Genomic DNA, 20,956 nt, shown 5'->3' with positions numbered 1-20,956 from the left:
GGATCAGCTCGCCTTCGTTTGCATCCGGGCCAGAACCGGCTTAACCGTCTGCCCGGGTGCCAGGAACCCGCCCGCCGACCGCACCACGCGCTCGGTGCCGTCCAGGCCCGACGCGATCGCGACGCCGCCGTCGGACACCTGCCCGATCCGCACGTCGCGCCGCGCCACCTTGCCCGCGCGGTCGATCACATATACGAAACTGCCGCGTTCGTCCGATTGCAGCGCGGAGTCGGGGAGCAGCGGCGCCAGCGTCGCGCCCGCGACGATGGTGGCCGATGCGAACCCGCCGGGCCTGAGCGCGCGGTCGTAGCGTAGCGCGACGCGCGCGATCCCCTGCCGCGTCTGGGGGTCGATCACCGGCGACACCTGCCACACCTCGCCGCCGAAAGTTTGCTGCGAGCCGACGGGCGTCACCGTCGCGCGCGCACCCACCGACAGCCCGGTCAGGTCGGCCTCGGCGAGACGCGCCTGCATCTCCATCTGACCGCCCTGCGCCATGCGGAACATCACGCCGGTGCCCTGACCGACGATCTGGCCGGGCTCGACCTGGCGCGTGAGGATCAGTCCGGCGGAGGGCGCGCGGATATCGAGCCGCCCGGTCCGGGCGCGTTGCTCGGCGACGGCGGCCTGCGCCACGCTGACCCGCGCCTGCGCGGCGTCGCGGGTCGCGCCGCGCCGCTGAAGGTCGGCCTTGGAAATGAACCCGCGGTCGACCAACGCGCGCGCGCGATCGAGCTCGGCCTGCGCGAGCGCCGCGTCCGACCGGGCGACGTTCACTTGTGCGGCCAGCTGCGCGATCGTCTGGGTCTGGACGGACCGGTCGATCGTGGCGAGCACCTGTCCCGCGCCGACCCACTGGCCCGGCTCGACGAGGACGCGCGTAACGAGCCCGCCCTCGCCCGCCACGCCGACGGGCAGCTCGCGCCTGGCGGCGAGCGTGCCGGTGGCCGACAAGACTCGGTCGACGGTCTGGCGGCCCGGCGCGATTACGGTGACGGTCGGCAGCTGCACGTCGCGCTTGCCCGTCGCACCGCCTTTGGCAGCGTCGCCGCCGCGTGAGAACGCCCATGCCGTCCCCAGCCCCGCGAGCAGCAGCAGGATCGCGGCGATAATCAGCATGCGGCGCTTGCGGCGCCTCTCCGAGGCGGCGACTGCGTCGGAACTCAGGTCCGGCAGCGTCTGCGCGCTTCCGGCGTTGATCGATCCCGCTTCGTAGTTCATCCGCGCCACCAAACCCCCGCCGCCCCGATCGTAGGAGCTGTATTAGCCGAATATAGCACCAAGCTCAAGCCCGACGCCTCCGTCCCCGGCGACTTCATGGCCGCCACGGTCGACCGCCGCAAGCGACGCCGACGAGCAATATGCCGGAAACCTGTTCAGCTTCGGTTGTCCCGAGCGACGCCAACCGCATGGAACACGGCGACACCGGAACGGGGAGAAGACGACATGGGTGGCGGATCGATGATGGCGGCGTTCGCGGTGTCGACGTTTGTAAGCGGCGCGGCACATGCGCAGAACGCTCCGCAAGCGCCGCCGCCGACCGTAGAGGCGCTCGTTCCCGCGTCGGGTGCGGTGCTGGACGTCGTCGCGGAAGGGAGGACGACCCGCGTTCCCGATCTCGCGACGATCCGGGCGGGGGTGGTGACGACCGCGCCTACCGCCGCTGCCGCGATGCGGGACAATGCCGACCGCATGACGCGCGTCCTGATGGGTCTGGGCCGCGCGGGCGTCGCCGCGCGCGACATGCAGACGGCGCAGGTCGGGCTCCAGCCGCAATATCGCTATGCCGAGAACCAGCCTCCGGTCGTCACGGGGTATCAGGCGACCAACACCGTCGCGGTGCGGTTCCGCGATATCGGCCGCTCGGGCGCGGTGCTGGACGCGCTGGTGGGCGAGGGTGCGAACCAGATCGACGGGCCGACGCTGTCGTTGGAGCGGCCCGACGCCGCGCTTGACGAGGCGCGCATCGACGCCATCCGGCACGCTCGGGCGCGCGCCGATCTGTATGCGCGCGCGGCGGGGTTGCGCGTCGCGCGGATGATTTCCATTGCGGAGGGCGCGACGCAACCTGGCGGGCCGCCGCCGGTCGTCATGGCAATGTCCGCGCGCGCGGTGGACGGGGGTAGGGCCAAGACGGATATGATGGCGGGCGAGACGGACGTGGTCGCGACGGTGACGGTCCGTTTCCTGCTCCGGTAAAAGAAAAGGGGCCGTCCGGTCACCCGGACGGCCCCTTTTCTAAGCGGCCGACGCCGTGCTTAGCGCACGCGCCCCCGGCGAACCAGGTTGACGATGGCGAGCAGGATCACCGCGCCTACCAGCGAGACCAGAAACGAGGTGATGTTGAGCGGCGCCCTGTTGATCGACCCGCCGCTGATTATCAGGCCGCCGATGAACGCTCCGACGATCCCGACGATGATGTTGAGGAAGATGCCCTGTTGCGCGTCGGTACGCATGATGATGCTGGCCAGCCAGCCGATTACGCCGCCCACGACGAGCCAGATAAGAAGATTGATCATGAATGTCCCTCCGTTAACACCCGTTACATCCGGGTACTGGCGGTGAGACGAGCGAGCAGGCGGAGTTGTTCCGCCTGCGTAACCTGAAAATCCGATAAAATGGGCCGAGCCGTCAGTACTTCTGCTGACGTTCGTACAGGTCGCGGTAGTGCTGGATGCGCGTGACGCGAAGGCCTGGCATCCCCGATCGATCGATGGCGCGCTGCCAGCCGGCGAACTCCTCGGTGGTCAGCGAGTAGCGTTCGCAAACCTCGTCGACCGAGAGCAGCCCGCCATTCACGGCCGCGACCACCTCCGCCTTGCGGCGCACCACCCAACGCGTGGTCCGCGGCGGTGGCAGCGAATCCAGCGTCAGCGGCTCGCCGAGCGGACCGATGACCTTGGCGGGCCGTATTCTCTGATTCTCGATCATCTGCACCTTCTATCGGGGTCGGAAGCCCCTTCGACACGCTACCGTCAGTACGCCTTCGGGCTTGAACGCCCGCTAAAACTGCTTGGTGAACATCGCCTTCACGGGTCTTTCCAGGCCGCTAACGCCTCGGCTGTGTCCGGGCTGAAACGCCCGTCGGCCGGGGCGAACGGTACCGGCGCGGTCGGATCCGATTCGCGTGCGAGCTCGATCTGCGCGCCCGCCGTCGTGCTCGCGGCTTGGCGTGCGGCCACGCCGACCATCAGCACGGCCAGGTCCGCCGGAAGCATGCGAAGTTCGGACGCGCGGTCGAAGCGCGTGAAGCTCAGGTCCAATCGTCATGTCCGCCCGCGTTCGTGTGAGCCACATCCCTAGCGCCGCTCGCATGAACGGTACGTAAAACGCCCGGCAAGGCTTTGTGAACCTTGATCGCCCTCACGCTTTTGCATCGACCGCTACCCACGCCTATCTGCGGCCCCGACTATGACCGATGCGGACTTTCAGCTCGGGGGCGACCCCGCGACCAAGCGCGTCGTCGTCGCCATGTCGGGTGGTGTCGACAGCTCGGTCGTGGCCGCGCTCGCCGCGCGCACCGGCGCGGAGGTGATCGGCGTGACCCTCCAGCTCTATGATCACGGCGAGGCGGTCGGCCGCGCGGGATCGTGCTGTGCGGGCCGCGACATCCGCGACGCGCGCGCCGTATGCGATCGGCTGGGCATCGCGCATTACGTATTCGATTACGAGACGAGCTTCCGCGCGCAGGTCGTCGACCGCTTCGCCGACGAGTATCTGGCCGGGCGCACGCCGATCCCGTGCGTCCAGTGCAATATCGGGCCTAAATTCACCGATCTGCTCGGGCTGGCGCGCGAGCTTGGCGCGGATTGCCTCGCGACCGGCCACTATGTCCGCCGGGTCGAGGGTGCGTCCGGACCGGAGCTTCACCGCGGCGCGGACCCGGCGCGCGACCAAAGCTATTTCCTGTTCGCGACCACGACGGCGCAACTGGACTATCTGCGCTTTCCGCTCGGGGGGCTGCCCAAGGCGCGGGTGCGCGAGATCGCGGCCGAGCTGGAGCTGGGCGTCGCGGCCAAGCCCGACAGCCAGGACATCTGCTTCGTCCCCGACCGCGACTATGCCGGGCTGGTCCGCCGCCTGCGTCCGGACGCCGACACGGCGGGTGAGATCGTCGACCTGTCGGGCCGGGTGCTCGGGCGACATGCCGGGCTGATCGGCTTCACCGTCGGCCAGCGCCGCGGGCTGGAGATCGGCGGATCGCCCGAGCCTCTTTACGTGGTGCGGATCGAGCCGGCGTCGAAGCGCGTCGTCGTCGGACCTAGGCGGGCGTTGGCGGTCGGGGCCGCGCGGCTCACCGACGTTAACCGGATCGGCGAGGGTGGGAACGACGCGCTCACGGTAAAGGTGCGGTCGATGGCCAAGCCCGTCTCCGCCCGGCTTTCGGGAGACCGCGTGCTGTTCGACGCTCCCGAATACGGCGTTGCGCCCGGCCAGGCCGCGGTGATCTATGCCGGCGAGCGCGTGCTCGGCGGCGGCTGGATCGCCGAGACGGAGGCGGCACCGGCACCTGCATAGACGGAACGCGCCGGCGGCCGTACCGTTACACCCTCGCAGTCGGGGGAAGCGGATGAAGATCGTCGTATGGGGGCTGACCGTCAGTTCATCCTGGGGCAACGGCCACGCGACGTTGTGGCGGGGGCTGATCAGGGCGCTGGGCGAGCAGGGGCATGAGGTGGTCTTCGTCGAGCGCGACCAGCCCTGGTACGCCGAGCACCGCGACCTGCGCGAACTGTCCGGCGGTCGCCTGATCCTGTACAGCGATTGGTCGGAGGTGATCGCGCGCGGCCGCGACCTGCTCGATGCTGATGCACTGGTGATCACCTCATACTGCCCGGATGCGCGCGCCGCCGAGGCGCTGATCCACGATCGCGGTCGGGGACGGACGATTTTCTACGATCTCGACACGCCCGTCACGTTGGGACGGCTCGCGGCAGGCGAGACGGTCGATTTTCTACCCGATGATGGTCTGGGCCGGTTCGATCTGGTGCTGAGCTACACGGGCGGACCCGCGCTCGACGCGCTTCGCGACCGGTTGGGCGCGCGGCGGACCGCAGCGCTTTACGGCCATGTCGATCCGGCCGCGCACCGCCCGGTGCCGTCGCTGGAAGTCTACCGGGGCGACCTGTCCTACCTGGGCACCTATGCCGCCGACCGGCAGCCGACGCTCCGCCGCCTGTTCGTCGAGCCAGCCGCGCAGGCCTCCACGCACCGGTTCGTGCTCGGCGGGTCGAGCTATCCGACCGACTTCCCGTGGCAGCCCAACATCTGGTTCATGAACCACGTAGCACCGCCCGAACACCCCGCCTTCTTCTGCTCGTCGCGCCTGACGGTGAACGTCACCCGCCGCGACATGGCCGCCATGGGCTGGTGCCCGTCCGGGCGACTGTTCGAGGCGGCCGCATGCGGCGTGCCGATCGTGTCGGACCATTGGAACGGGCTCGACGGGTTCTTAACGCCGGGCGAGGAAATCCTGCTCGCCGATACCGCCGACGATGTGCTGGATGCGCTTGCCTTGTCCGACGCGGAACTCGCGCGGATCGCCGAGGCGGCACGCGCGCGGGTGCTGGCGGAACACAGCTCCGCGCACCGGGCGCGCGAGTTCGTCGCGCTGATCGAGTCCGCCCACCAGCCCCAAGCGGTCGCCGCATAACGCATGTGGGGCATCATCCCGGCGGCTGGCAATGGCACCCGCATCCAGCCGCTCGCATTCTCCAAGGAACTCTTGCCCGTCGGCTCGCGCGTCGAGGCGGACGGGTCTGAGCGGCCCAAGGCGGTCTCCGAATATCTCGTCGAGCGCATGGTCGAGGGCGGTGCGACCAAGATCTGCTTCGTGATCTCGCCCACCAAATCGGACATCGTGCGTTATTACGGCGGTGGGATCGGGCGGGTCGACACCGCGTTCGTCGTCCAGCCGGTCGCGGCGGGATTGTGTGACGCGATCTTCCGCGCCTGCCCGCTGATCGGGGAGCGTGAGGACGTCCTGATCGGATTGCCCGACACGATCTGGTTCCCGTCGAACGGCCTCGCGCGGTTGCCGACCGATTGCCTCGCCTTCCTGCTGTTTCCGGTCGAGAATCCCGAGCTGTTCGACGCGGTGGTGCTGGACGGGGACGGCTGGGTGGAAGAGATCGAGGTCAAGCGGCCCGGCGCACGGTCGAACTGGGTATGGGGCGCGTTCCGAATGCCCGGTCACGTATTCCATGCGCTCCACCGACTGTGGTGCGAGCCGGAGCGTGGGGACGAATATATCGGGACGTTGGTCAACGCTTGGCTGGCGCTGGGCAACAAGGCGGTCGGCGTGCGCGCCGGCGAGTCGTATGTCGATGTGGGGACGCTCGGCGGCTACCGGTCGGCCATACGGCTGCTCGCGGGCACGTGAGCGACGCCGATGCCTGGGCACGGTTGATCGCGAGCGGTGTGCCGGTGCGCTTGTCCGTGGCGGTCGTGGTGGCGCACGCCGACGACGAGACATTGTGGGCCGGTGCAGCGCTTGGGCGCATGGCGGATTGCCGGTTGATACATCTGACCGATTCAAGCCCGCACGATCCGGGCGATGCGCTGCGGCTCGGGTTCGACACGCGCCAAGCCTACGCCGACGCCCGTGAGCGGGAACTTGATGCAGCGCTGACCGCGCTCGGCGCGTCGCCGCAGCGGTTCGCGTACGGCGTGCCCGACCAGGCGGCGGTTGAACATATCCCCGCGCTCGCCGAGCGGCTGACGGCCGATTGCGCGGGCGTGGCCGTCATCGCGACGCATCCTTACGAAGGCGGCCACCCCGATCACGACGCCGCCGCGCTCGCGGTGTGTCTGGCCGCCGACCGGCTTGGCGTGCCGGTAATCGAGTTCGCGTCCTACAACCTTCACGGCGGCGAGCGGGTGTGGGCGCGGTTCGAACCCGATCCGGGCTGTCCGGACCATAGCCGCCCGCTCCTCCCCGACGAACGGGCGCGAATCGACCGAGCGCTCGCGGCGCATGTCTCGCAAGTGGGGGTATTCGGCGAATGGCGACCGCAGGTAGAGCGGTGGCGGGCCGCGCCGCGCTACGACTTCACGCGGCCGCCGCCGGGCGAGGGCTGCCTCTACGACGGCTTCGGCTGGACGCTGACGTCTGAGCGGTGGCGCGAGCGGGCGGCGGCATGGGCCTGACGGTGGTGAGCGTCGCCTACCCCCTCGCTCCCGTCACGGCCGATCCGGCGGGCGGGGCGGAGCAGGTGCTTGCGCAGATCGACCGCGCGCTGGTCGCGGCGGGCCACCGGTCGATCGTGGTGGCGCAGGCGGGCTCGGTCGTCGCGGGCGAGCTGGTCGGGATACCCGCGCCGTCCGGCGAGATCGACGACCGGAGGCGGGAGGAGGCGCACCGGTCCGTGCGAGGCGCGCTCGCGAGGGTCGCGGGCAGCGCGGACGTCATCCACCTGCACGGCCTCGACTTCGACAGGTATCTGCCGGCGCCGGGGCCGCCCTGCCTCGTGACGCTGCATATGCCGCTCGATTGGTACGCACCCGGGGCGCTCGCGTCGGAGCGGCCGGACGTCCACCTCCAGCCCGTTTCGGCCGACCAGGCGAACCGCGCGCCGGAGGGGGTGATCTTGCTCGATCCGATCGCGAACGGGGTCGATGTCGAGCGGTACCGGCCCACGCCGACCAAGGACAATTACGTACTCGTGCTCGGCCGGGTCGCCCGCGAGAAGGGGTTCCACGACGCGCTGGACGCGGCGCGGCTGGCAGGGGTTCCGCTCCAGGTTGCGGGAGCTGTTTTCCCGTATCCGGAGCATCGACGTTATTTCGACGATGAAGTCGCGCCCCGGCTGGACGAGACACGCATCTGGGTCGGCACCGTCGCGGGCGAGGCGAAGCGGCGGCTGATCGCGGAGGCCAGGTGCATGCTGATCCCGTCGACCGCGCCCGAGACGTCGTCGCTGGTCGCGATGGAGGCGCTGGCGTGTGGCACGCCGGTGATCGCCTACCGGAGCGGGGCGTTGCCCGATATCGTGGAGGACGGCGTGACGGGTCTAATCGTCGAGGACGTGGCGGGGATGGCTGCAGCGATCGGGCGGATCGGCGCGATCGACCCGGCCGCGTGCCGCCGCGCGGCGGTCGAGCGGTTCGCGGTTAGGCGAACGACGGCGGCTTATCTGGACCTCTATCACCGGCTCGTGGCGTGACCGAGGAAGTGCTGCGGGCCTGCGCGACGGGGCGTATCTCGCCGCAGATCGCGCTGGCGCGGCTGGTGCTGTCGGGGGCGCCGGTGGATACGGCGACGTTGGCGACGCGCGCGGAGCGGGAACCGGCCGGGTCGCCCTTGCATCAGGTGGCCGCGCTCGCCGCCGAGCACGCGCCGCGGCTGGCGAAGCTTGGACGGATCGCGGCGGGCGGGCTCGATCCCGAGGGGCCGGACCTGCTTGCCGCGACGGCCGCCCTGTTCGATCGGCTGGCGGGTGAGGAGCCCGAGGCGGCGGTGGCGTTCTACTCGCTTGGCTCGCCCGAGCTGCTGGCTGCGGCGACCGCCGAGCTGGTCGCGGTGGTGCGGAGTTGGGTGCGGGTCGAAGATCGGGCGGTGCTCGATTTCGGCTGCGGTATAGGACGGATGGCGACCGCGCTCGCACCCGATGCGGAGCGGGTGGTGGGCGTCGACATATCGGCCGGCATGATCGACCAGGCGCGCAAGCGGGCGGCCGGGTTGGCCAATGTGGCGTTCGAGACGACGTCAGGGGGCACCCTGCCCTTCCCCGACGCGGGCTTCGATCTGGTGATCGCCGTCGACAGCTTTCCGTATCTGGTGCGGGCGGGGGTGACCGAGGCGCAGCTGGCGGAGCTGGCGCGGGTGCTCCGTCCGGGCGGCGATCTGCTGGTGTTCAACTGGTCGTACCGAGGCGACGACGCGGCGGACGCGCGAGAGGCGGTCGACGCAGCGAGGTTTACGGTGGGGCGGTCGGGGGAGCGGCCGTTCGCGATCTGGGACGGGGTCGGATATCATCTGCGGCGGACGGCATGACGCAAGATGAGTGGTGGGACCTTTGGCGACGCGATCCGCGCGCCACTCCGTTTCAATCGCCCGCTTGGGCCGAGGCGTGGTGGACGCATCTGGGCGGGGGCGAGCGGATCGACATGGAGGCGCGGGCCGCCGACGGGCGGCTGGTCGCGGCGATGCCGATGACGACGTGGGATGATGCGGGCGTGCGGCGACTAGTGCCGGTGGCGGCTGGGACGAGCGACTATTCCGATGCATTATTCGACCCCACCGCGGGGCCGATAGCGATGAAGCGGTTGTGGGACGCGCTGCTCGCGACGGCCGATCGCTGGGACGAGCTGTTGCTCCCCGATCTGCGCGCCGACTCGCCGCTGCTGGGGCCGGTGCCGGACGGGTGGCGCGCGGTCGACGAGCCGGGCGAGGTGTGCCCGGTGATGATGCTGCCGAGCGCGCCGCCGCTGCTGGCTGGACTGTCCAAGTCGCGGCGGCGAAAGGTGGTGCACGACCGGCACCGCGCAGCGGCGGTCGGGAAAGTGCGCGAGGCGATCGTCGGAGCGGACGGGATCAACGAGGCGCTGGACGCGCTGTTCACGCTCCACGCAGCGCGGTGGGCTGCGGCGGGAGAGCCGGGAATGCTGGCCGACCACAAGGTTCAGGCGTTCCACCGTGCCGCTGCGCCTGCGCTGGCGGCGGCGGGGCTGCTGCGGCTGAGCATGGTCAGGCTGGACGGTCGAATCGTCGCGGTGCTGCTCGGCTTTGCAGACGGGCGCAAGGGCTATTCGTACATCAACGGCGTCGACCAAACCCTACCTGGGCAAAGCTTCGGTACATTGGCGTTCGCCTGTTCGATCGAGGACGCGCTGGCAGGCGGGGCGGGCGAATTCCACTTCCTGCGCGGGGAGGAGACGTATAAATATGGCTGGGGTGCCGAGGCCAGGGTAACGGTGCGACGGCGGATCGTGCGGGAATGACGTTACCGATCAGCCGTGTAGGGAAACCTCTTGGTTCATCCCGACTGTCGGATCTTTAACGCGAGGATCGTACGGTCCGCCAGGTAAGTCAGGTAATCCTCCTGAAGCGAGGATAGCGATCGACGCGGCTGGTCGTCGAGTACGTACAGGGTACCGATATGGACATCGTCCAGCTTGAGGGGAGCACCCGCATAGAAGCGCACGTGCGGTTTCTCCACGACGAGGGGATCGTCAGCAAAACGCGCATCCAGCAGCGCATCCGCGACCCAGAGCACTCCGAAGCCCCGTAATACGTGCGCGCAGAAGGAAGAGGTGATGGGGCCTTCCGACCAGCTGACTCCCGCCCTCGCCATCAATCGCTGACGGCCCTCGCCGTGCAGCGAGACGAATGCCACGCGAGTCACTACGGCCGCGGCGGCTTAATGCACGATGAGATTGAGCTCGTGCTTTTGCTCGATATCGAAGACATCATAGGCTTGCGACGCCCAAAGGCGTGGTCGTAGGTCGCCGTCGATCTTTTGCTTCATCCGGACATAGCGGAGTAAACCGACGTGCTCCGTCTTATCCTGCCTTAAGAGTTCAACTGTTTAAGATGTTCGACTAACCCAAGGTCCTCGTTGAAGTTAACTAACATAATATGGTTATTTTCGATCATGGAGCGATGTAATAAGGATCGTACGCCGTTCCACCTATTTGCGCTCGGTCATCAGGCGTGAGCTAGGCCAGCCTGCCGCAACAGCCCCTTCAATTCCCTGCGCAACCGTTCAAATCCTTCCGCCGACCACGCCTCCACCCGCGCGGTCAGTTTGGGCTCGGTGCCCGACGCACGTAGGAGTCACCAGCCGTCGGGCGTCGTGAAGCGAGAACCTTCGGTGCGGTCGATTTCCGCGCCTTCCGCGATCAGGGCGCACCCGACCCCGGCGAGAACGCGCGCTTTGTCGCTGTCTGGACAAAGCAGGCGAAGGTCGGGGTGGCGAAGCGCCTTGCGCCATGTGGTGAGGCTTCCCAGCCTTCCAATCGCGGCGAAGGGGCGGATCGTAATACAGACGGCGTCGTCGGTACCGTACCAGTTCTCGGCGAAGAAAATGCGGCCCCTCGCCTGCCCCGCGATCGGCGCGCCTTCGCGGAGCATCGCCTCGCGGGTGAGGACAACCTGGGCGAGGTAGAGTAGGAATTGATCGGGCCAGACGATGTCGCCGCTCGCATCGATCACGCCGATACGGTCGCCGTCGCTGTCAAAGGCGATGCCGAGGTCTAGGCCTTTGTGTCGGGCGAGCGCTTGGAGGTTGGCGAGGTTGGGATGGTGCGTGGGAAACCGGCCGTCGAGGTCGCACCGAGTCAGGTGGTGCTCGCCGTGGAGCGTGGCAGTTAGGTGTTCGATGACCCAGCCGGTCGCGCCGTTGCCGGCGTCCCAGGCGATGCCGAGCGCGGGTGCGCCTTGGGCGGCCTGCATGAGGCGGGTGAAGACGAAAGAAGCGGGACCCCGGAACAAGTCCGGGGTGGCGAAGAAGAGAGAGGTTCGAGCGCCAATCCGCGCAGGGCTTGACCGTGAACCGGCTCCGTACCGAGCAGGATCTTGAAGCCGTTCTCGTCGGGAGGATTGTGCGGGCCGGTAATTATGACGCCGCCGTCGAGGGCGTATGCGTGCACGGCGTAGTAGAGCTGGCCGGTCGGGCCGAGGCCGGTGCGCCGGGCCTTGACGCCGCCGGCGGTCAGGCCGTCGACCGGTTCGGCTTCCAGCATCGGCGAGGATAGGCGGCCGTTATAGCCGACCGCGACGGTGCGCCCTCCCCGCCCGCGCACGGTGGCGGGGACGCGGAGGCCCAACGCATGAGCGTCGGACGCGGTCAGGTCGGTGCCGTGCATCCGCGCAGGTCGCAGCTACGCACCGGCCGCGGGCTCACCACGGCCGGTGCGTCGACCTCGTCGATCAACGCCGAAGCGTCAGTAGCCGCGCTTGTTCATCCGGCGCTGATCGAGCGCCTTCTTGCCCATGTAGGCCGCGCCCAGCGCCAGGCCGAGCGGACCCATGCGGCGCATGCCGCCTGCGAGCAGCGCACCGGTGAGCGCGCCCTTCATGCCGCCCGAGCCGTCGCGGCGGTCCATGCGGCTGCCGATCACCGCACCGAGAATACGTCCGATCATGTGTGTTACTCCTTATACGGGGAGTGAGACGCATGGGGGCGGGCGTGGGTTCCGATTTGTGCGAGGAAGCTCCGCCTTCCCCGTCATGCCGGACTCGTTCCGGCATCCATCATTGTGCGTCCTCGGCAGGTGAGAGTACGCACAACGATGGGCCCCGGAACGAGTCCGGGGTGACTATTCAGGTGATCGGCTTATCTGCCAAGCATGTCTTCAGGCCGCACTACCCGGTCGAAGGTGGCCTCGTCCACCAGCCCGAGCTCCAGCCCGGCCTCCTTCAGCGTCTGGCCCTTCTCATGCGCGTGTTTGGCGATCTTGGCGGCGGCATCGTAGCCGATTTCGGGCGCGAGCGCGGTGACGAGCATGAGGCTGCGGTCGAGCAGCAGCTTGATGTTGTCGCGCCGGGCCGTCGCACCTTCGACGGTACGTTCGGCGAAGCTGATCATGCCGGTGCTCAACAGGTCGATCGAGCGGAGTACGTTGGCACCGATCAGCGGCTTGAAGACGTTCAACTCCATGTGGCCCTGCATCCCGCCGACGGTGACGGCGACGTTGTTGCCCATCACCTGCGCCGCGACCATCGTCAGCATCTCGTTCTGCGTCGGGTTGACCTTGCCGGGCATGATCGAACTGCCGGGCTCGTTGGCGGGAAGTTCGAGCTCGCCCAGTCCCGAACGCGGGCCCGACGCCAGCAGTCGCAGGTCGTTGGCGATCTTGGTCAGCGCGACCGCCAGGACGTTCAGCGTCCCGTGCAGGTCGACCAGCCCGTCGTTCGAGGCCAGCGCCTCGAATTTGTTGGGCGCGCTCACGAAAGGAAGCCCGGTCAGCTCGGCTATCTCGGCGGCGACTGCCTCTCCGAAGCCGGCAGGGGCGTTGAGCCCGGTGCCGACCGCGGTGCCGCCCTGGGCGAGCGACATGATATTGTAGCGGGTGGTGTTCTCGATCCGCTCGCGCGCGTTCTGGATCTGGCGCGCATAGCCGGAGAACTCCTGGCCGAGCGTCAGCGGCGTTGCGTCTTGAAGGTGGGTGCGGCCGATCTTGACGATGTCGTCCCATTCGCGTGCCTTCGCGTCGAGCGCGGCATGAAGGCGATCCAGCGCGGGGAGGATTTTGTCGCGGACCGCGATCGCGGCGGCGACGTGGAGCGCGGTGGGAAAGCTGTCGTTCGACGACTGGCCGCGATTGACGTCGTCGTTCGGGTGGACGGGCGTCTTGCCGCCGCGCGTTCCCGCCACCTGCTCGTTGGCGCGGCCGGCGATCACCTCGTTGACGTTCATGTTGGACTGGGTGCCGGAACCCGTCTGCCAGATGACTAGCGGGAACTGGTCGTCGAGTTCGCCCGCCGCGACTTGCGCCGCTGCGGCCTCGATCGCGTCGGCCTTGGCGGCGTCCAGGCCGTGGGTGCGGTTCACGCGGGCGCAGGCCTGCTTCACCAGCGCGAGCGCGTGGACGATGCCGATGGGCATGCGCTCGGCCGCGCCGAAGGGGAAGTTCTCGATCGAACGCTGCGTCTGCGCGCCCCAATAGGCGGCGGCGGGGACGGCGATGGGGCCGATCGAGTCAGTCTCGGTGCGGGTGTCGGTCATGTGTCCTCTTTCTTTCCCTCTCCCGCCGGGAGAGGGAGGGAGCCGTCCGCAGGACGGCGGAAGGGTGAGGGCGGAGCGCGGGGAGGCCCTGCCCTCACCCTTCCCACGCCTTCGGCGCGGGCCCCTTCCCTCTCCCGATGGGAGAGGGAGTAGAAGTCATTTTTTTCGCTTGAAATCCACGGAGACCACGTTCGAACCATCGTCGGCTTGCACCACCGTCGGGCCGTCGTTCTGCGCCGCATCGTGCTCGGTCGGGCCGTCGTTCGGGCCTTCCTGCGCCTGGAAGCGGAGCTCGAAGGCGACGGCGGGGTCGTGGAAGCCGGTGATCGCCGAATAGGGGATGACGAGCTTGGAGGGCACCTGGTTGAAGGACAGCCCGACCGAGAACTTCGCGTCGTCGACCAGGAGGTCCCAGAAGCGGTTCTGAAGCACGATCGTCATCTCGTCGGGGAAGCGTTCGATCAGCCGCTTGGGGATGTCGACGCCGGGCGCGTGCGTCTTGAAGGTGATGTAGAAATGATGTTCGCCGGGTAGCATCGACCCGCCCTCGACCACCGTGGTCAGCACGCGGCCGACAACTGCGCGCAGCGCCTCCTGGACGATCTCGTCATAGGGGATCAGGCTGTCGGGGAGACCGTCGCTCATCCCACACGGGGTTAGGCGGTTTTCGGGACGGGTCAAGATTGCATGGGCCGATTGCAAGGGGTGGGTCCCGCGCTTAACGGCTGCGGCATGCGCCAGGCCACCATCACCCGCGACACCGCGGAAACCCGGATCACGGCGACCGTCGACCTGGACGGGACCGGCGCGTTCCGCGTGAATACGGGCATCGGCTTCCTCGACCATATGGTCGAACAGCTGTCGCGCCATTCGCTGATCGACATCGACCTCCAGGTCCAGGGCGACCTGCACATCGACGGGCACCATACGACCGAGGACTCGGCGCTGGCGTTGGGACAGGCGGTGGCGGCGGCGCTGGGGGACAAGCGCGGGATCAGGCGATACGGCGACGCGCTGTCGCCGATGGACGAATGCCTGACGCGCGTCGCGCTCGACCTGTCGGGGCGGCCGTGGCTGGTGTGGCGCTGTCCGTTCACGCAGACCAGGCTGGGGACGTGGGACACCGAGCTGATCGAGCATTGGTTCCATTCGTTCGCGCAGACGGCGGGGATGACGCTGCACGTCGAACTGCTGCATGGGGCGAACAATCACCACATCGTCGAGAGCGCGTTCAAGGGATTGGCGCGGGCTTTGCGGACGGCGGTCGAGATCGATCCGCGGAAGGGCGACGCGGTGCCGTCGACAAAGGGCATCCTTTGACGCTTGCGCTGATCGATATCGGGTCGGGCAATCTCCATTCGGTCGAAAATGCTCTCCGGGCGGCGGGCTCGGCGGACGTACTGGTAACGGCCGATCCCGACGCGATGCGCGGAGCGGAGCGGATTGTCCTGCCCGGCGTGGGCGCGTTCGGCGCGTGCGCGGCCGCCTTGTGTGCGGTGAACGGGCTGGTCGACGCGTTGGAGGAGGCGGTGCTGCGGGATGCCAAGCCGTTTCTTGGCATCTGCGTCGGCATGCAGCTGATGGCGGACGCGGGCGAGGAGCATGGGACCCACGCGGGGCTGGGCTGGCTGCCCGGACGCGTCCGGCGGCTCGAGGCGGGCACGGCGTCGGTGAAGGTGCCGCATATGGGCTGGAACGACGTGATCCCGGTCGGCGAGCACCCGCTGCTCGTGCGTGGGGAGGCCTACTTCCTGCATAGCTACGCCTATGACGGCGCGGGGCTGCTCGCGACGACCGATCACGGCGGGCCGGTGAGCGCGGCGATCGGGCGCGACAACCTGCTCGGCGTGCAGTTCCACCCGGAAAAGAGCCAGCGTTACGGGCTGGAGCTGCTGGCGCGCTTTCTGGCGTGGCGGCCGTGAGCCTCATCGTCTTTCCCGCGATCGACCTGAAGGCGGGCCAAGTGGTGCGTCTCGCCGAGGGCGATATGGCGCGTGCGACCGTTTACGGCGACGATCCCGCCGCACAGGCGGTGCTGTTTGCAGAGGCCGGAGCGGAGCATCTGCACGTCGTCGACTTGGACGGTGCGTTCGCGGGAGCGTCGGTGAACGGCGACGCGGCGGCGGCGATCGTCCGGGCCTTTCCGGGGCACGTCCAGCTGGGCGGCGGCATCCGCGACCGGGCGGGGGTGGAGCGGTGGTTCAAGCTGGGCGTGGCGCGCGTGGTGATCGGGACGGCAGCGCTGGAGGAACCCGATTTCGTGCGGGCGGCGGCGCGTGACTTCCCCGGTGGAATCGTGGTGGCGGTTGACGCCAAGGACGGCATGGTCGCCACGCGCGGCTGGGCGTCGGTGTCGGACGTGGGCGTCGTCGAGCTCGCGCGCCGGTTCGAGGATGCGGGCGTCGCGGCGCTGCTGTTCACCGATGTGGGACGTGACGGGCTGCTCAAGGGCGCGAACATCGACGCGACGGTCGACCTCGCGCGGCAGGTGGAGATTCCGGTGATCGCCAGCGGCGGCGTGAAGGGCTTGGGCGACATCCGCGTGCTGGCGCTGCATGCGAAGGACGGCATTGAGGGCGTGATCACCGGACGGGCGCTGTATGACGGACGGCTCGACCTAGGTGCGGCGCTGGCCGTGGCGGCGGCGTGAGGGCGGCGGGATGCTTCTCCCTCTCCCCGCTGGGGAGAGAGGCCGTTCAGGGAACCGCCTTCCATACAGCCCCTCTCCCCGGCCCTCTCCCCGCAAGCGGGGAGAGGGAGATCGTGTCGTGACCGTCCGGGGGCGGGTCATACCCTGTCTTGATGTCGCCGACGGGCGGGTGGTGAAGGGCGTCAACTTCGTGTCCTTGCGCGATGCGGGCGACCCGGTGGAGCAGGCGCGCGCTTATGACGCGGCGGGGGCGGACGAGCTGTGCTTCTTGGATATCTCGGCGAGCCATGAGGGGCGGGGCACGCTGCTGGATATCGTGCGGCGGACCGCGGCCGTGTGCTTCATGCCGCTGACGGTGGGCGGCGGGGTCCGGACGGCGGACGACGCGCGCGCGTTGCTGCTGGCGGGGGCGGACAAGGTGGCGGTCAACTCGGCGGCGATCGCGCGGCCCGAGTTGGTGGGCGAGATCGCCGAGCGGTTCGGAAGCCAGTGCTGCGTCGCCTCGGTCGACGCGCGGGCGCGGCCCGGCGGCGGGTGGGAGGTATTCTCGCATGGCGGGCGGCGGGCGACGGCGCTCGACGCGGTCACCCATGCGGTGCGACTCGCGGAGCTCGGGGCGGGTGAGATCCTGGTCACTTCGATGGACCGCGACGGAACGCGGGACGGATACGATCTCGCGCTCACCCGCGCGATCGTCGACCGGGTGAGCGTGCCCGTGGTGGCGAGCGGGGGTGTCGGCACGCTGGCGCACCTGGTCGCGGGCGTGACGGAGGGCGGCGCCTCGGCGGTGCTGGCGGCGTCGATCTTTCATTTCGGGCAGGCGACGATCGCCGATGCACACCGCGCGCTGAGCAAGGCGGGCGTGCCGGTGCGCGGGCGATGATTGCCGCGATACTCGCGGCCGCCGCGCCCGCCGCCGGCCGCACCGCGCCCGAACCGTCGGACGTGGCGCTGTTCGCGGTTGCGGCGCTGGCGGTGTGGTTCGTGCGGCGGCGGTTGCGCAATCGTTTCCGGCGCAAGGACTAGCAGCGATGGACGACCCGCTCGACCGCCTCGAAGCCGCCGTGCGTGGGCGGCGGGGGGCGGACCCCACCACCTCCTACACCGCGAGCCTGTTCGCGCGCGGCCGTTCCCGCATCGCGCAGAAACTGGGCGAGGAGGCGGTGGAGTGCGTCATCGCCGCGATGGGTCCCGACCCGGCCGAGATCGTGCCGGAGGCGGCGGACCTGCTCTACCACCTCCTGGTGCTGCTCGCCGACGCCGACCTGACGCTGGCCGACGTGCGCGCGGAATTAGCGCGGCGTGAGGGCGTGTCGGGACTGGAGGAAAAGGCAGGTCGACCGGCGGCCATGTAGCCACCGGTCGGCCGCGGTGCGCGACGTCAGCCGCGCAGGCGCGACGTGACGGTCGGTTGCACGGCGCCCTGGCGACCGCCGAACCAGGCGGCGAGCGCGCCCAGGATCAACGAAAGCGCCGCGACCAGCGCCGCCGTCGACGCCGCCTTGGCTGCGGTATCCGCCGCCTGCGTCGCACGCTGCTTCAGCTCGACCGCCTGCTCACCCGTCCGCTGTTCGGCCTGCGCGACCTTGGCGCGCGCCTCGGCGGGCGGAACGCCCTGCGTTTGCGCGTAGACCTGTGCCGCCTGCTCACGCGCGCGGGCCTGCTCGGCCGGGTCGTCGCTCGTCGCACCCTTCAAGGCCGCGCCCGCCGCGCTGGCGATTTGGCCCAGATCGGCTCCGCCGGTCGCCTCGCGGACCTGGCCCTGGACCGCACCGACGATCTCGTCGCCCTTGCCGGCCGCAGCCGGGGCGGCCACCGTCGCCGCCGTCCCGGCGGCGCGCGCCACGCCGCCCGCCGCGCCGCTCAGCGCGCCGAGCGCGCCGCCGACGATCCCGCTGACCGCGCTGGACAGCAGATAGATCACCGCCAGCGACATGACCGCCCAGGAGACCAACCCGTGAAGGCCGCCCGTCGACTCGCGCGGCTTGCCCGCCACTCGCCCGGCGATCCAACCGCCTATGAGCGACGCGATGATGCCCGACAGCACGAACCAGATACCCGCACCGATCGACAAGCCGCCCGCCGACGGATTATCCGTCGTCCCCGGGTCGAGCGTTGCAAGACCAAGGCCCAGTCCGAGCATGTTGAGCAACAACTGCGTGACAAGCCCGACCGCGACGCCCGCGAAGATCGCACCCCATGCGATCTGGTTGATCATAATCGTGCGCGCATCCTCGGCCGGCGTGACCGGACTCATGTGCGGCGCGTCATTGTCGCCCCGATTACGCGGCGTATCTGGATGATCCATGTTGGATACTCCCTGTGTTGGCAGTCAAAGCGAGCAACAACTAGAATAAGTTCCGGAAGGTCGATGGACCAGTGCGTTGAATGAAGAGGTGTTCGCGTGTTGCACGCGCTGCGTGTAGCGGCAATTCGTCTCTGGTACCGAAGTTGCTGATCGAAGAGTCGAGAGGATAGACTTGATGCAGGTTAATAACTGGATATCGCTCCGATCATCGAGCTTGCGAGGATCGCCATGCCTGTAGATGCCACCTGTCCCTACGACTCTGGCAACATCTTCGCGCGCATCCTCCGCGACGAGATCCCCTCGAAGCGCGTGTACGAGGACGATTGGGCGGTGGCGTTTCACGACATCGCGCCCGTTGCGCCGACGCATGTGCTGGTAATCCCGCGCGGGGCGTACGTGTCGTGGGACGATTTCAGCGCGCGCGGATCGGACGCGGAGATCGCGGGCTTCGTGCGCGCGGTGGGGACGGTCGCGCGGACGCTGGGGATGGTGGAGCCGGGCTATCGCCTCCTCGCCAATACGGGGCCGGATGGCGGGCAGGAAGTGCCGCATCTGCATGTCCACCTGTTCGGCGGTGCGCCTCTCGGCCCGATGCTGGCGCGATAAGGCGTTGCGTACGGCGCGTTTGCGGCTAGGTTCCGAGTCAATGTTGTTACGGGGCCGTCCATGAGCCCCGGCGCTTGTTTGAAGATCGGCGGCGCGGTGCGCCGTCTTTGGGGGAGTTGCATGTTTCGATGATCTTCGACCGTATCAAGTCGCTCGACGCGATTCTGGCGACCGCCGAGAAGAAGTCGCTCAGCCGGACGCTGGGCTGGTTCCAGCTCACCCTGTTCGGGATCGGCTGCGTGATCGGCACGGGCATCTTCGCGCTGACCGCCGCGGGTGCCCAAAAGGCGGGGCCGGGGCTGATGCTCGCCTTTGCGATCGCGGGGGCGATCTGCATCGTGGCGGCGCTCTGCTACGCCGAGATCGCGTCGATGATTCCGGTCGCCGGATCGGCCTACACCTATACCTACGCGTCGATGGGCGAGTTCCTGGCCTGGACGGTCGGCTGGGCGCTGGTGCTCGAATATGCGGTCGCCGCGTCGGCGGTGTGCGTGACCTGGTCCGATTATTTCCAAGGAACGATCCTGCGCGAGTTCTTAGGGATACAGCTTCCCGCCTGGCTCGGCGCGGGTCCGTTGGCGCTGGGCGGTAGCGCCGGCGGGTTCATCAACCTGCCCGCCGTCGTCATCGCCGCGCTGATCACCTGGCTGCTGGTCGTCGGCACCAAGGAGAGCGCGCGGCTGAACGCGGTGCTCGTGGCGATCAAGGTGATCGCGCTGACCGCGTTCATCGTCCTGACGCTGCCGCGCGTCGACGCCGCGCGGTTCAACCCGTTCCTGCCCGCGGGCGTATTCGGCGGCTTCGGCACGGGCGTGGGCGCGGTCGGGGCGGCGGCGACGATCTTCTTCGCCTATGTCGGGTTCGATGCGGTCTCGACGGCCGCCGAGGAGACCAAGAACCCGCAGCGCAACGTGCCCATCGGGCTGATCGGATCGCTGCTGTTCTGCACCGTGTTCTACATCCTAGTCGCGGCCGGCGCGATCGGCACCATCGGCGGCCAGCCGATCATGGGCCCGGGCGGCGTTCCCTTCCCCGCGGGGTCGGAAGAGCTGGCGCGGCAGTGCGCATTGCCGCAACATGCCGAAGCGCTGGTCTGCTCGCGCGAGGCGCTGGCGCACGTGCTACGCACGATCGGCTTCTCGACGGTGGGCAACATGCTGGGCATCGCGGCGTTCGTCGCGCTGCCGTCGGTCATCCTGGTGCTGATGTTCGGCCAGACGCGCATCTTCTTCGTGATGAGCCGCGACGGCCTGCTGCCCGAAGCGCTGAGCCGGGTGCATCCGAGGTACAAGACGCCGTACATCGTCACGTTGCTGACGGGGGCCGCCGTGGCGCTGGCGGCGGCGTTCCTGCCGGTGGGGCAGCTCGCCGACATCGCCAATGCCGGTACGCTCTACGCGTTCATGATGGTAGCGATCGCGGTGTTGGTGCTGCGCCGCACCGACCCGGATCGGGTGCGGTCGTTCCGGACGCCGCTCGTGTGGGCCGTCGCGCCCGCCACGATCGCGGGATGCCTGTTCCTGTTCTTCAATTTGCCATCAGCGGCGATGCTCGTGCTTCCGATTTGGGGCGGTGCTGGGCTGATCGTCTATTTCCTATATAGCCGCCGGATGAGCCATGTCGGGCGCGGAATTGACGTTGGAGAGACTGAGGTGGGCCGGCTGGAACCGGGCGTTCCGGGAGCGCGCTAAGACTTCTGCTCCCCTCCTTTGACAGGGAGGG

Annotated in this window: 27 protein-coding genes and 1 pseudogene; 16 read left to right on the top strand and 12 right to left on the bottom strand. The window is 68.8% G+C overall.

Annotated features, from left to right (window positions below; genetic code table 11):
• Positions 1-3: 3 nt before the first annotated feature.
• Positions 4-1,221, bottom strand: a complete 1,218-nt coding sequence (locus ACFE7F_RS02875; protein ID WP_375402328.1) for an efflux RND transporter periplasmic adaptor subunit — start codon at positions 1,219-1,221, stop codon at positions 4-6.
• A gap of 225 nt (positions 1,222-1,446) precedes the next feature.
• On the opposite strand from ACFE7F_RS02875, the gene ACFE7F_RS02870 reads away from it, so the two are divergent.
• Entirely contained in the window at positions 1,447-2,199 is a 753-nt protein-coding gene (locus ACFE7F_RS02870) for an SIMPL domain-containing protein (protein WP_375402327.1), read from the top strand.
• A 59-nt stretch (positions 2,200-2,258) separates the two neighbouring features.
• Here ACFE7F_RS02870 and ACFE7F_RS02865 read toward each other — a convergent pair whose 3' ends face one another.
• The 3 genes from ACFE7F_RS02865 to ACFE7F_RS02855 form a co-directional block, all read right to left on the bottom strand.
• On the bottom strand, positions 2,259-2,519 hold the full coding sequence (locus tag ACFE7F_RS02865) for a GlsB/YeaQ/YmgE family stress response membrane protein (protein WP_375402326.1): 261 nt from the start codon (positions 2,517-2,519) through the stop codon (positions 2,259-2,261).
• 112 nt (positions 2,520-2,631) lie between these two features.
• Positions 2,632-2,931 (bottom strand): DUF1153 domain-containing protein, encoded by a 300-nt coding sequence (locus ACFE7F_RS02860; RefSeq protein ID WP_375402325.1) that lies wholly within the window; start codon positions 2,929-2,931, stop codon positions 2,632-2,634.
• A 98-nt stretch (positions 2,932-3,029) separates the two neighbouring features.
• The gene (locus tag ACFE7F_RS02855; RefSeq protein WP_375402324.1) at positions 3,030-3,263 is read right to left on the bottom strand and encodes a hypothetical protein; all 234 of its coding nucleotides are present in this window, start codon (positions 3,261-3,263) and stop codon (positions 3,030-3,032) included.
• Between the two features lie 148 nt (positions 3,264-3,411).
• On the opposite strand from ACFE7F_RS02855, the gene mnmA reads away from it, so the two are divergent.
• Genes mnmA through ACFE7F_RS02820 form a run of 7 tightly spaced genes read left to right on the top strand, consistent with a single transcriptional unit; the run spans position 3,412 to position 9,942 of the window.
• A complete protein-coding gene (mnmA, locus tag ACFE7F_RS02850; protein WP_375402323.1) occupies positions 3,412-4,518 on the top strand; it encodes a tRNA 2-thiouridine(34) synthase MnmA in 1,107 nt (368 codons plus the stop codon).
• A gap of 52 nt (positions 4,519-4,570) precedes the next feature.
• On the top strand, positions 4,571-5,653 hold the full coding sequence (locus ACFE7F_RS02845) for a glycosyltransferase (protein ID WP_375402322.1): 1,083 nt from the start codon (positions 4,571-4,573) through the stop codon (positions 5,651-5,653).
• A gap of 3 nt (positions 5,654-5,656) precedes the next feature.
• Entirely contained in the window at positions 5,657-6,382 is a 726-nt protein-coding gene (locus ACFE7F_RS02840) for a sugar phosphate nucleotidyltransferase (protein ID WP_375402321.1), read from the top strand.
• Positions 6,379-7,149: a PIG-L deacetylase family protein gene (locus ACFE7F_RS02835; RefSeq protein ID WP_375402320.1), complete on the top strand. Its 771-nt coding sequence runs from the start codon at positions 6,379-6,381 to the stop codon at positions 7,147-7,149. Before ACFE7F_RS02840 ends, ACFE7F_RS02835 begins: the two co-directional genes overlap by 4 nt.
• On the top strand, positions 7,119-8,165 hold the full coding sequence (locus ACFE7F_RS02830) for a glycosyltransferase (protein ID WP_375402319.1): 1,047 nt from the start codon (positions 7,119-7,121) through the stop codon (positions 8,163-8,165). Before ACFE7F_RS02835 ends, ACFE7F_RS02830 begins: the two co-directional genes overlap by 31 nt.
• The gene (locus ACFE7F_RS02825) at positions 8,162-8,995 is read left to right on the top strand and encodes a class I SAM-dependent methyltransferase (protein ID WP_375402318.1); all 834 of its coding nucleotides are present in this window, start codon (positions 8,162-8,164) and stop codon (positions 8,993-8,995) included. The genes ACFE7F_RS02830 and ACFE7F_RS02825 overlap by 4 nt, the downstream gene beginning before the upstream one ends.
• Positions 8,992-9,942, top strand: coding sequence for a GNAT family N-acetyltransferase (locus tag ACFE7F_RS02820; RefSeq protein WP_375402317.1), 951 nt, complete (start codon positions 8,992-8,994; stop codon positions 9,940-9,942). The genes ACFE7F_RS02825 and ACFE7F_RS02820 overlap by 4 nt, the downstream gene beginning before the upstream one ends.
• A gap of 35 nt (positions 9,943-9,977) precedes the next feature.
• On the opposite strand, the gene ACFE7F_RS02815 is transcribed toward ACFE7F_RS02820, so the two are convergent.
• From ACFE7F_RS02815 to ACFE7F_RS02785, 7 genes and pseudogenes are all read right to left on the bottom strand, one after another.
• The gene (locus ACFE7F_RS02815; protein ID WP_375402316.1) at positions 9,978-10,337 is read right to left on the bottom strand and encodes a GAF domain-containing protein; all 360 of its coding nucleotides are present in this window, start codon (positions 10,335-10,337) and stop codon (positions 9,978-9,980) included.
• Positions 10,338-10,648: 311 nt separating this feature from the next.
• Positions 10,649-10,765: pseudogene (locus ACFE7F_RS02810) on the bottom strand (hypothetical protein); the annotation flags it as partial.
• A 12-nt stretch (positions 10,766-10,777) separates the two neighbouring features.
• Entirely contained in the window at positions 10,778-11,395 is a 618-nt protein-coding gene (locus ACFE7F_RS02805; protein WP_375402315.1) for a hypothetical protein, read from the bottom strand.
• Complete coding sequence (locus ACFE7F_RS02800; RefSeq protein WP_375402314.1) at positions 11,311-11,808, bottom strand: hypothetical protein; 498 nt, start codon at positions 11,806-11,808, stop codon at positions 11,311-11,313. Before ACFE7F_RS02800 ends, ACFE7F_RS02805 begins: the two co-directional genes overlap by 85 nt.
• A gap of 78 nt (positions 11,809-11,886) precedes the next feature.
• Positions 11,887-12,087, bottom strand: coding sequence for a hypothetical protein (locus ACFE7F_RS02795; protein ID WP_375402313.1), 201 nt, complete (start codon positions 12,085-12,087; stop codon positions 11,887-11,889).
• A gap of 191 nt (positions 12,088-12,278) precedes the next feature.
• Positions 12,279-13,670, bottom strand: a complete 1,392-nt coding sequence (gene fumC / locus ACFE7F_RS02790) for a class II fumarate hydratase (protein WP_375402312.1) — start codon at positions 13,668-13,670, stop codon at positions 12,279-12,281.
• Positions 13,671-13,826: 156 nt separating this feature from the next.
• Positions 13,827-14,315 carry an SspB family protein gene (locus ACFE7F_RS02785; RefSeq protein ID WP_375402311.1) on the bottom strand — a complete coding sequence of 163 codons (489 nt, stop codon included), beginning with the start codon at positions 14,313-14,315 and terminating at the stop codon, positions 13,827-13,829.
• Between the two features lie 87 nt (positions 14,316-14,402).
• Between ACFE7F_RS02785 and hisB the strand changes: the two genes are divergently transcribed.
• The 6 genes from hisB (at position 14,403) to ACFE7F_RS02755 (ending at position 17,675) form a co-directional block, all read left to right on the top strand.
• On the top strand, positions 14,403-14,990 hold the full coding sequence (hisB, locus tag ACFE7F_RS02780; RefSeq protein WP_375402310.1) for an imidazoleglycerol-phosphate dehydratase HisB: 588 nt from the start codon (positions 14,403-14,405) through the stop codon (positions 14,988-14,990).
• A complete protein-coding gene (gene hisH, locus ACFE7F_RS02775; RefSeq protein WP_375402309.1) occupies positions 14,987-15,592 on the top strand; it encodes an imidazole glycerol phosphate synthase subunit HisH in 606 nt (201 codons plus the stop codon). The genes hisB and hisH overlap by 4 nt, the downstream gene beginning before the upstream one ends.
• Complete coding sequence (hisA, locus tag ACFE7F_RS02770) at positions 15,589-16,320, top strand: 1-(5-phosphoribosyl)-5-[(5-phosphoribosylamino)methylideneamino]imidazole-4-carboxamide isomerase (protein ID WP_375402308.1); 732 nt, start codon at positions 15,589-15,591, stop codon at positions 16,318-16,320. Before hisH ends, hisA begins: the two co-directional genes overlap by 4 nt.
• 118 nt (positions 16,321-16,438) lie before the next feature.
• Positions 16,439-17,203: an imidazole glycerol phosphate synthase subunit HisF gene (gene hisF, locus ACFE7F_RS02765; RefSeq protein WP_375402307.1), complete on the top strand. Its 765-nt coding sequence runs from the start codon at positions 16,439-16,441 to the stop codon at positions 17,201-17,203.
• On the top strand, positions 17,200-17,346 hold the full coding sequence (locus tag ACFE7F_RS02760) for a PEP-CTERM sorting domain-containing protein (protein WP_375402306.1): 147 nt from the start codon (positions 17,200-17,202) through the stop codon (positions 17,344-17,346). The genes hisF and ACFE7F_RS02760 overlap by 4 nt, the downstream gene beginning before the upstream one ends.
• Positions 17,347-17,351: 5 nt before the next feature.
• Positions 17,352-17,675: a phosphoribosyl-ATP diphosphatase gene (locus ACFE7F_RS02755; protein WP_375402305.1), complete on the top strand. Its 324-nt coding sequence runs from the start codon at positions 17,352-17,354 to the stop codon at positions 17,673-17,675.
• Positions 17,676-17,701: 26 nt separating this feature from the next.
• On the opposite strand, the gene ACFE7F_RS02750 is transcribed toward ACFE7F_RS02755, so the two are convergent.
• Complete coding sequence (locus ACFE7F_RS02750) at positions 17,702-18,628, bottom strand: hypothetical protein (RefSeq protein ID WP_375402304.1); 927 nt, start codon at positions 18,626-18,628, stop codon at positions 17,702-17,704.
• Between the two features lie 228 nt (positions 18,629-18,856).
• Between ACFE7F_RS02750 and ACFE7F_RS02745 the strand changes: the two genes are divergently transcribed.
• Together ACFE7F_RS02745 and ACFE7F_RS02740 are read left to right on the top strand one after the other, a co-directional pair.
• Positions 18,857-19,234 (top strand): histidine triad nucleotide-binding protein, encoded by a 378-nt coding sequence (locus ACFE7F_RS02745; RefSeq protein WP_375402303.1) that lies wholly within the window; start codon positions 18,857-18,859, stop codon positions 19,232-19,234.
• A 128-nt stretch (positions 19,235-19,362) separates the two neighbouring features.
• Positions 19,363-20,925 (top strand): amino acid permease, encoded by a 1,563-nt coding sequence (locus ACFE7F_RS02740; RefSeq protein WP_375402302.1) that lies wholly within the window; start codon positions 19,363-19,365, stop codon positions 20,923-20,925.
• Positions 20,926-20,956: the final 31 nt, after the last annotated feature.

The organism is uncultured Sphingomonas sp. (assembly GCF_964235535.1).
In the GTDB taxonomy this organism is placed as follows: domain Bacteria; phylum Pseudomonadota; class Alphaproteobacteria; order Sphingomonadales; family Sphingomonadaceae; genus Sphingomonas.
This window is presented reverse-complemented; position numbering and strand designations above follow the sequence as displayed.

Coding starts and splice junctions, on each gene's coding strand:
- ACFE7F_RS02750 (WP_375402304.1), bottom strand. CDS start 18,628: ATGGATCATCCAGATACGCCGCGTAATCGGGGCGACAATGACGCGCCG.
- ACFE7F_RS02860 (WP_375402325.1), bottom strand. CDS start 2,931: ATGATCGAGAATCAGAGAATACGGCCCGCCAAGGTCATCGGTCCGCTC.
- ACFE7F_RS02805 (WP_375402315.1), bottom strand. CDS start 11,395: ATGCAGGCCGCCCAAGGCGCACCCGCGCTCGGCATCGCCTGGGACGCC.
- mnmA (WP_375402323.1), top strand. CDS start 3,412: ATGACCGATGCGGACTTTCAGCTCGGGGGCGACCCCGCGACCAAGCGC.
- ACFE7F_RS02760 (WP_375402306.1), top strand. CDS start 17,200: ATGATTGCCGCGATACTCGCGGCCGCCGCGCCCGCCGCCGGCCGCACC.
- ACFE7F_RS02840 (WP_375402321.1), top strand. CDS start 5,657: ATGTGGGGCATCATCCCGGCGGCTGGCAATGGCACCCGCATCCAGCCG.
- ACFE7F_RS02865 (WP_375402326.1), bottom strand. CDS start 2,519: ATGATCAATCTTCTTATCTGGCTCGTCGTGGGCGGCGTAATCGGCTGG.
- ACFE7F_RS02755 (WP_375402305.1), top strand. CDS start 17,352: ATGGACGACCCGCTCGACCGCCTCGAAGCCGCCGTGCGTGGGCGGCGG.
- ACFE7F_RS02740 (WP_375402302.1), top strand. CDS start 19,363: ATGATCTTCGACCGTATCAAGTCGCTCGACGCGATTCTGGCGACCGCC.
- hisB (WP_375402310.1), top strand. CDS start 14,403: ATGCGCCAGGCCACCATCACCCGCGACACCGCGGAAACCCGGATCACG.
- ACFE7F_RS02845 (WP_375402322.1), top strand. CDS start 4,571: ATGAAGATCGTCGTATGGGGGCTGACCGTCAGTTCATCCTGGGGCAAC.
- ACFE7F_RS02795 (WP_375402313.1), bottom strand. CDS start 12,087: ATGATCGGACGTATTCTCGGTGCGGTGATCGGCAGCCGCATGGACCGC.
- ACFE7F_RS02745 (WP_375402303.1), top strand. CDS start 18,857: ATGCCTGTAGATGCCACCTGTCCCTACGACTCTGGCAACATCTTCGCG.
- fumC (WP_375402312.1), bottom strand. CDS start 13,670: ATGACCGACACCCGCACCGAGACTGACTCGATCGGCCCCATCGCCGTC.
- ACFE7F_RS02870 (WP_375402327.1), top strand. CDS start 1,447: ATGGGTGGCGGATCGATGATGGCGGCGTTCGCGGTGTCGACGTTTGTA.
- ACFE7F_RS02785 (WP_375402311.1), bottom strand. CDS start 14,315: ATGAGCGACGGTCTCCCCGACAGCCTGATCCCCTATGACGAGATCGTC.
- ACFE7F_RS02800 (WP_375402314.1), bottom strand. CDS start 11,808: ATGCACGGCACCGACCTGACCGCGTCCGACGCTCATGCGTTGGGCCTC.
- ACFE7F_RS02875 (WP_375402328.1), bottom strand. CDS start 1,221: ATGAACTACGAAGCGGGATCGATCAACGCCGGAAGCGCGCAGACGCTG.
- ACFE7F_RS02820 (WP_375402317.1), top strand. CDS start 8,992: ATGACGCAAGATGAGTGGTGGGACCTTTGGCGACGCGATCCGCGCGCC.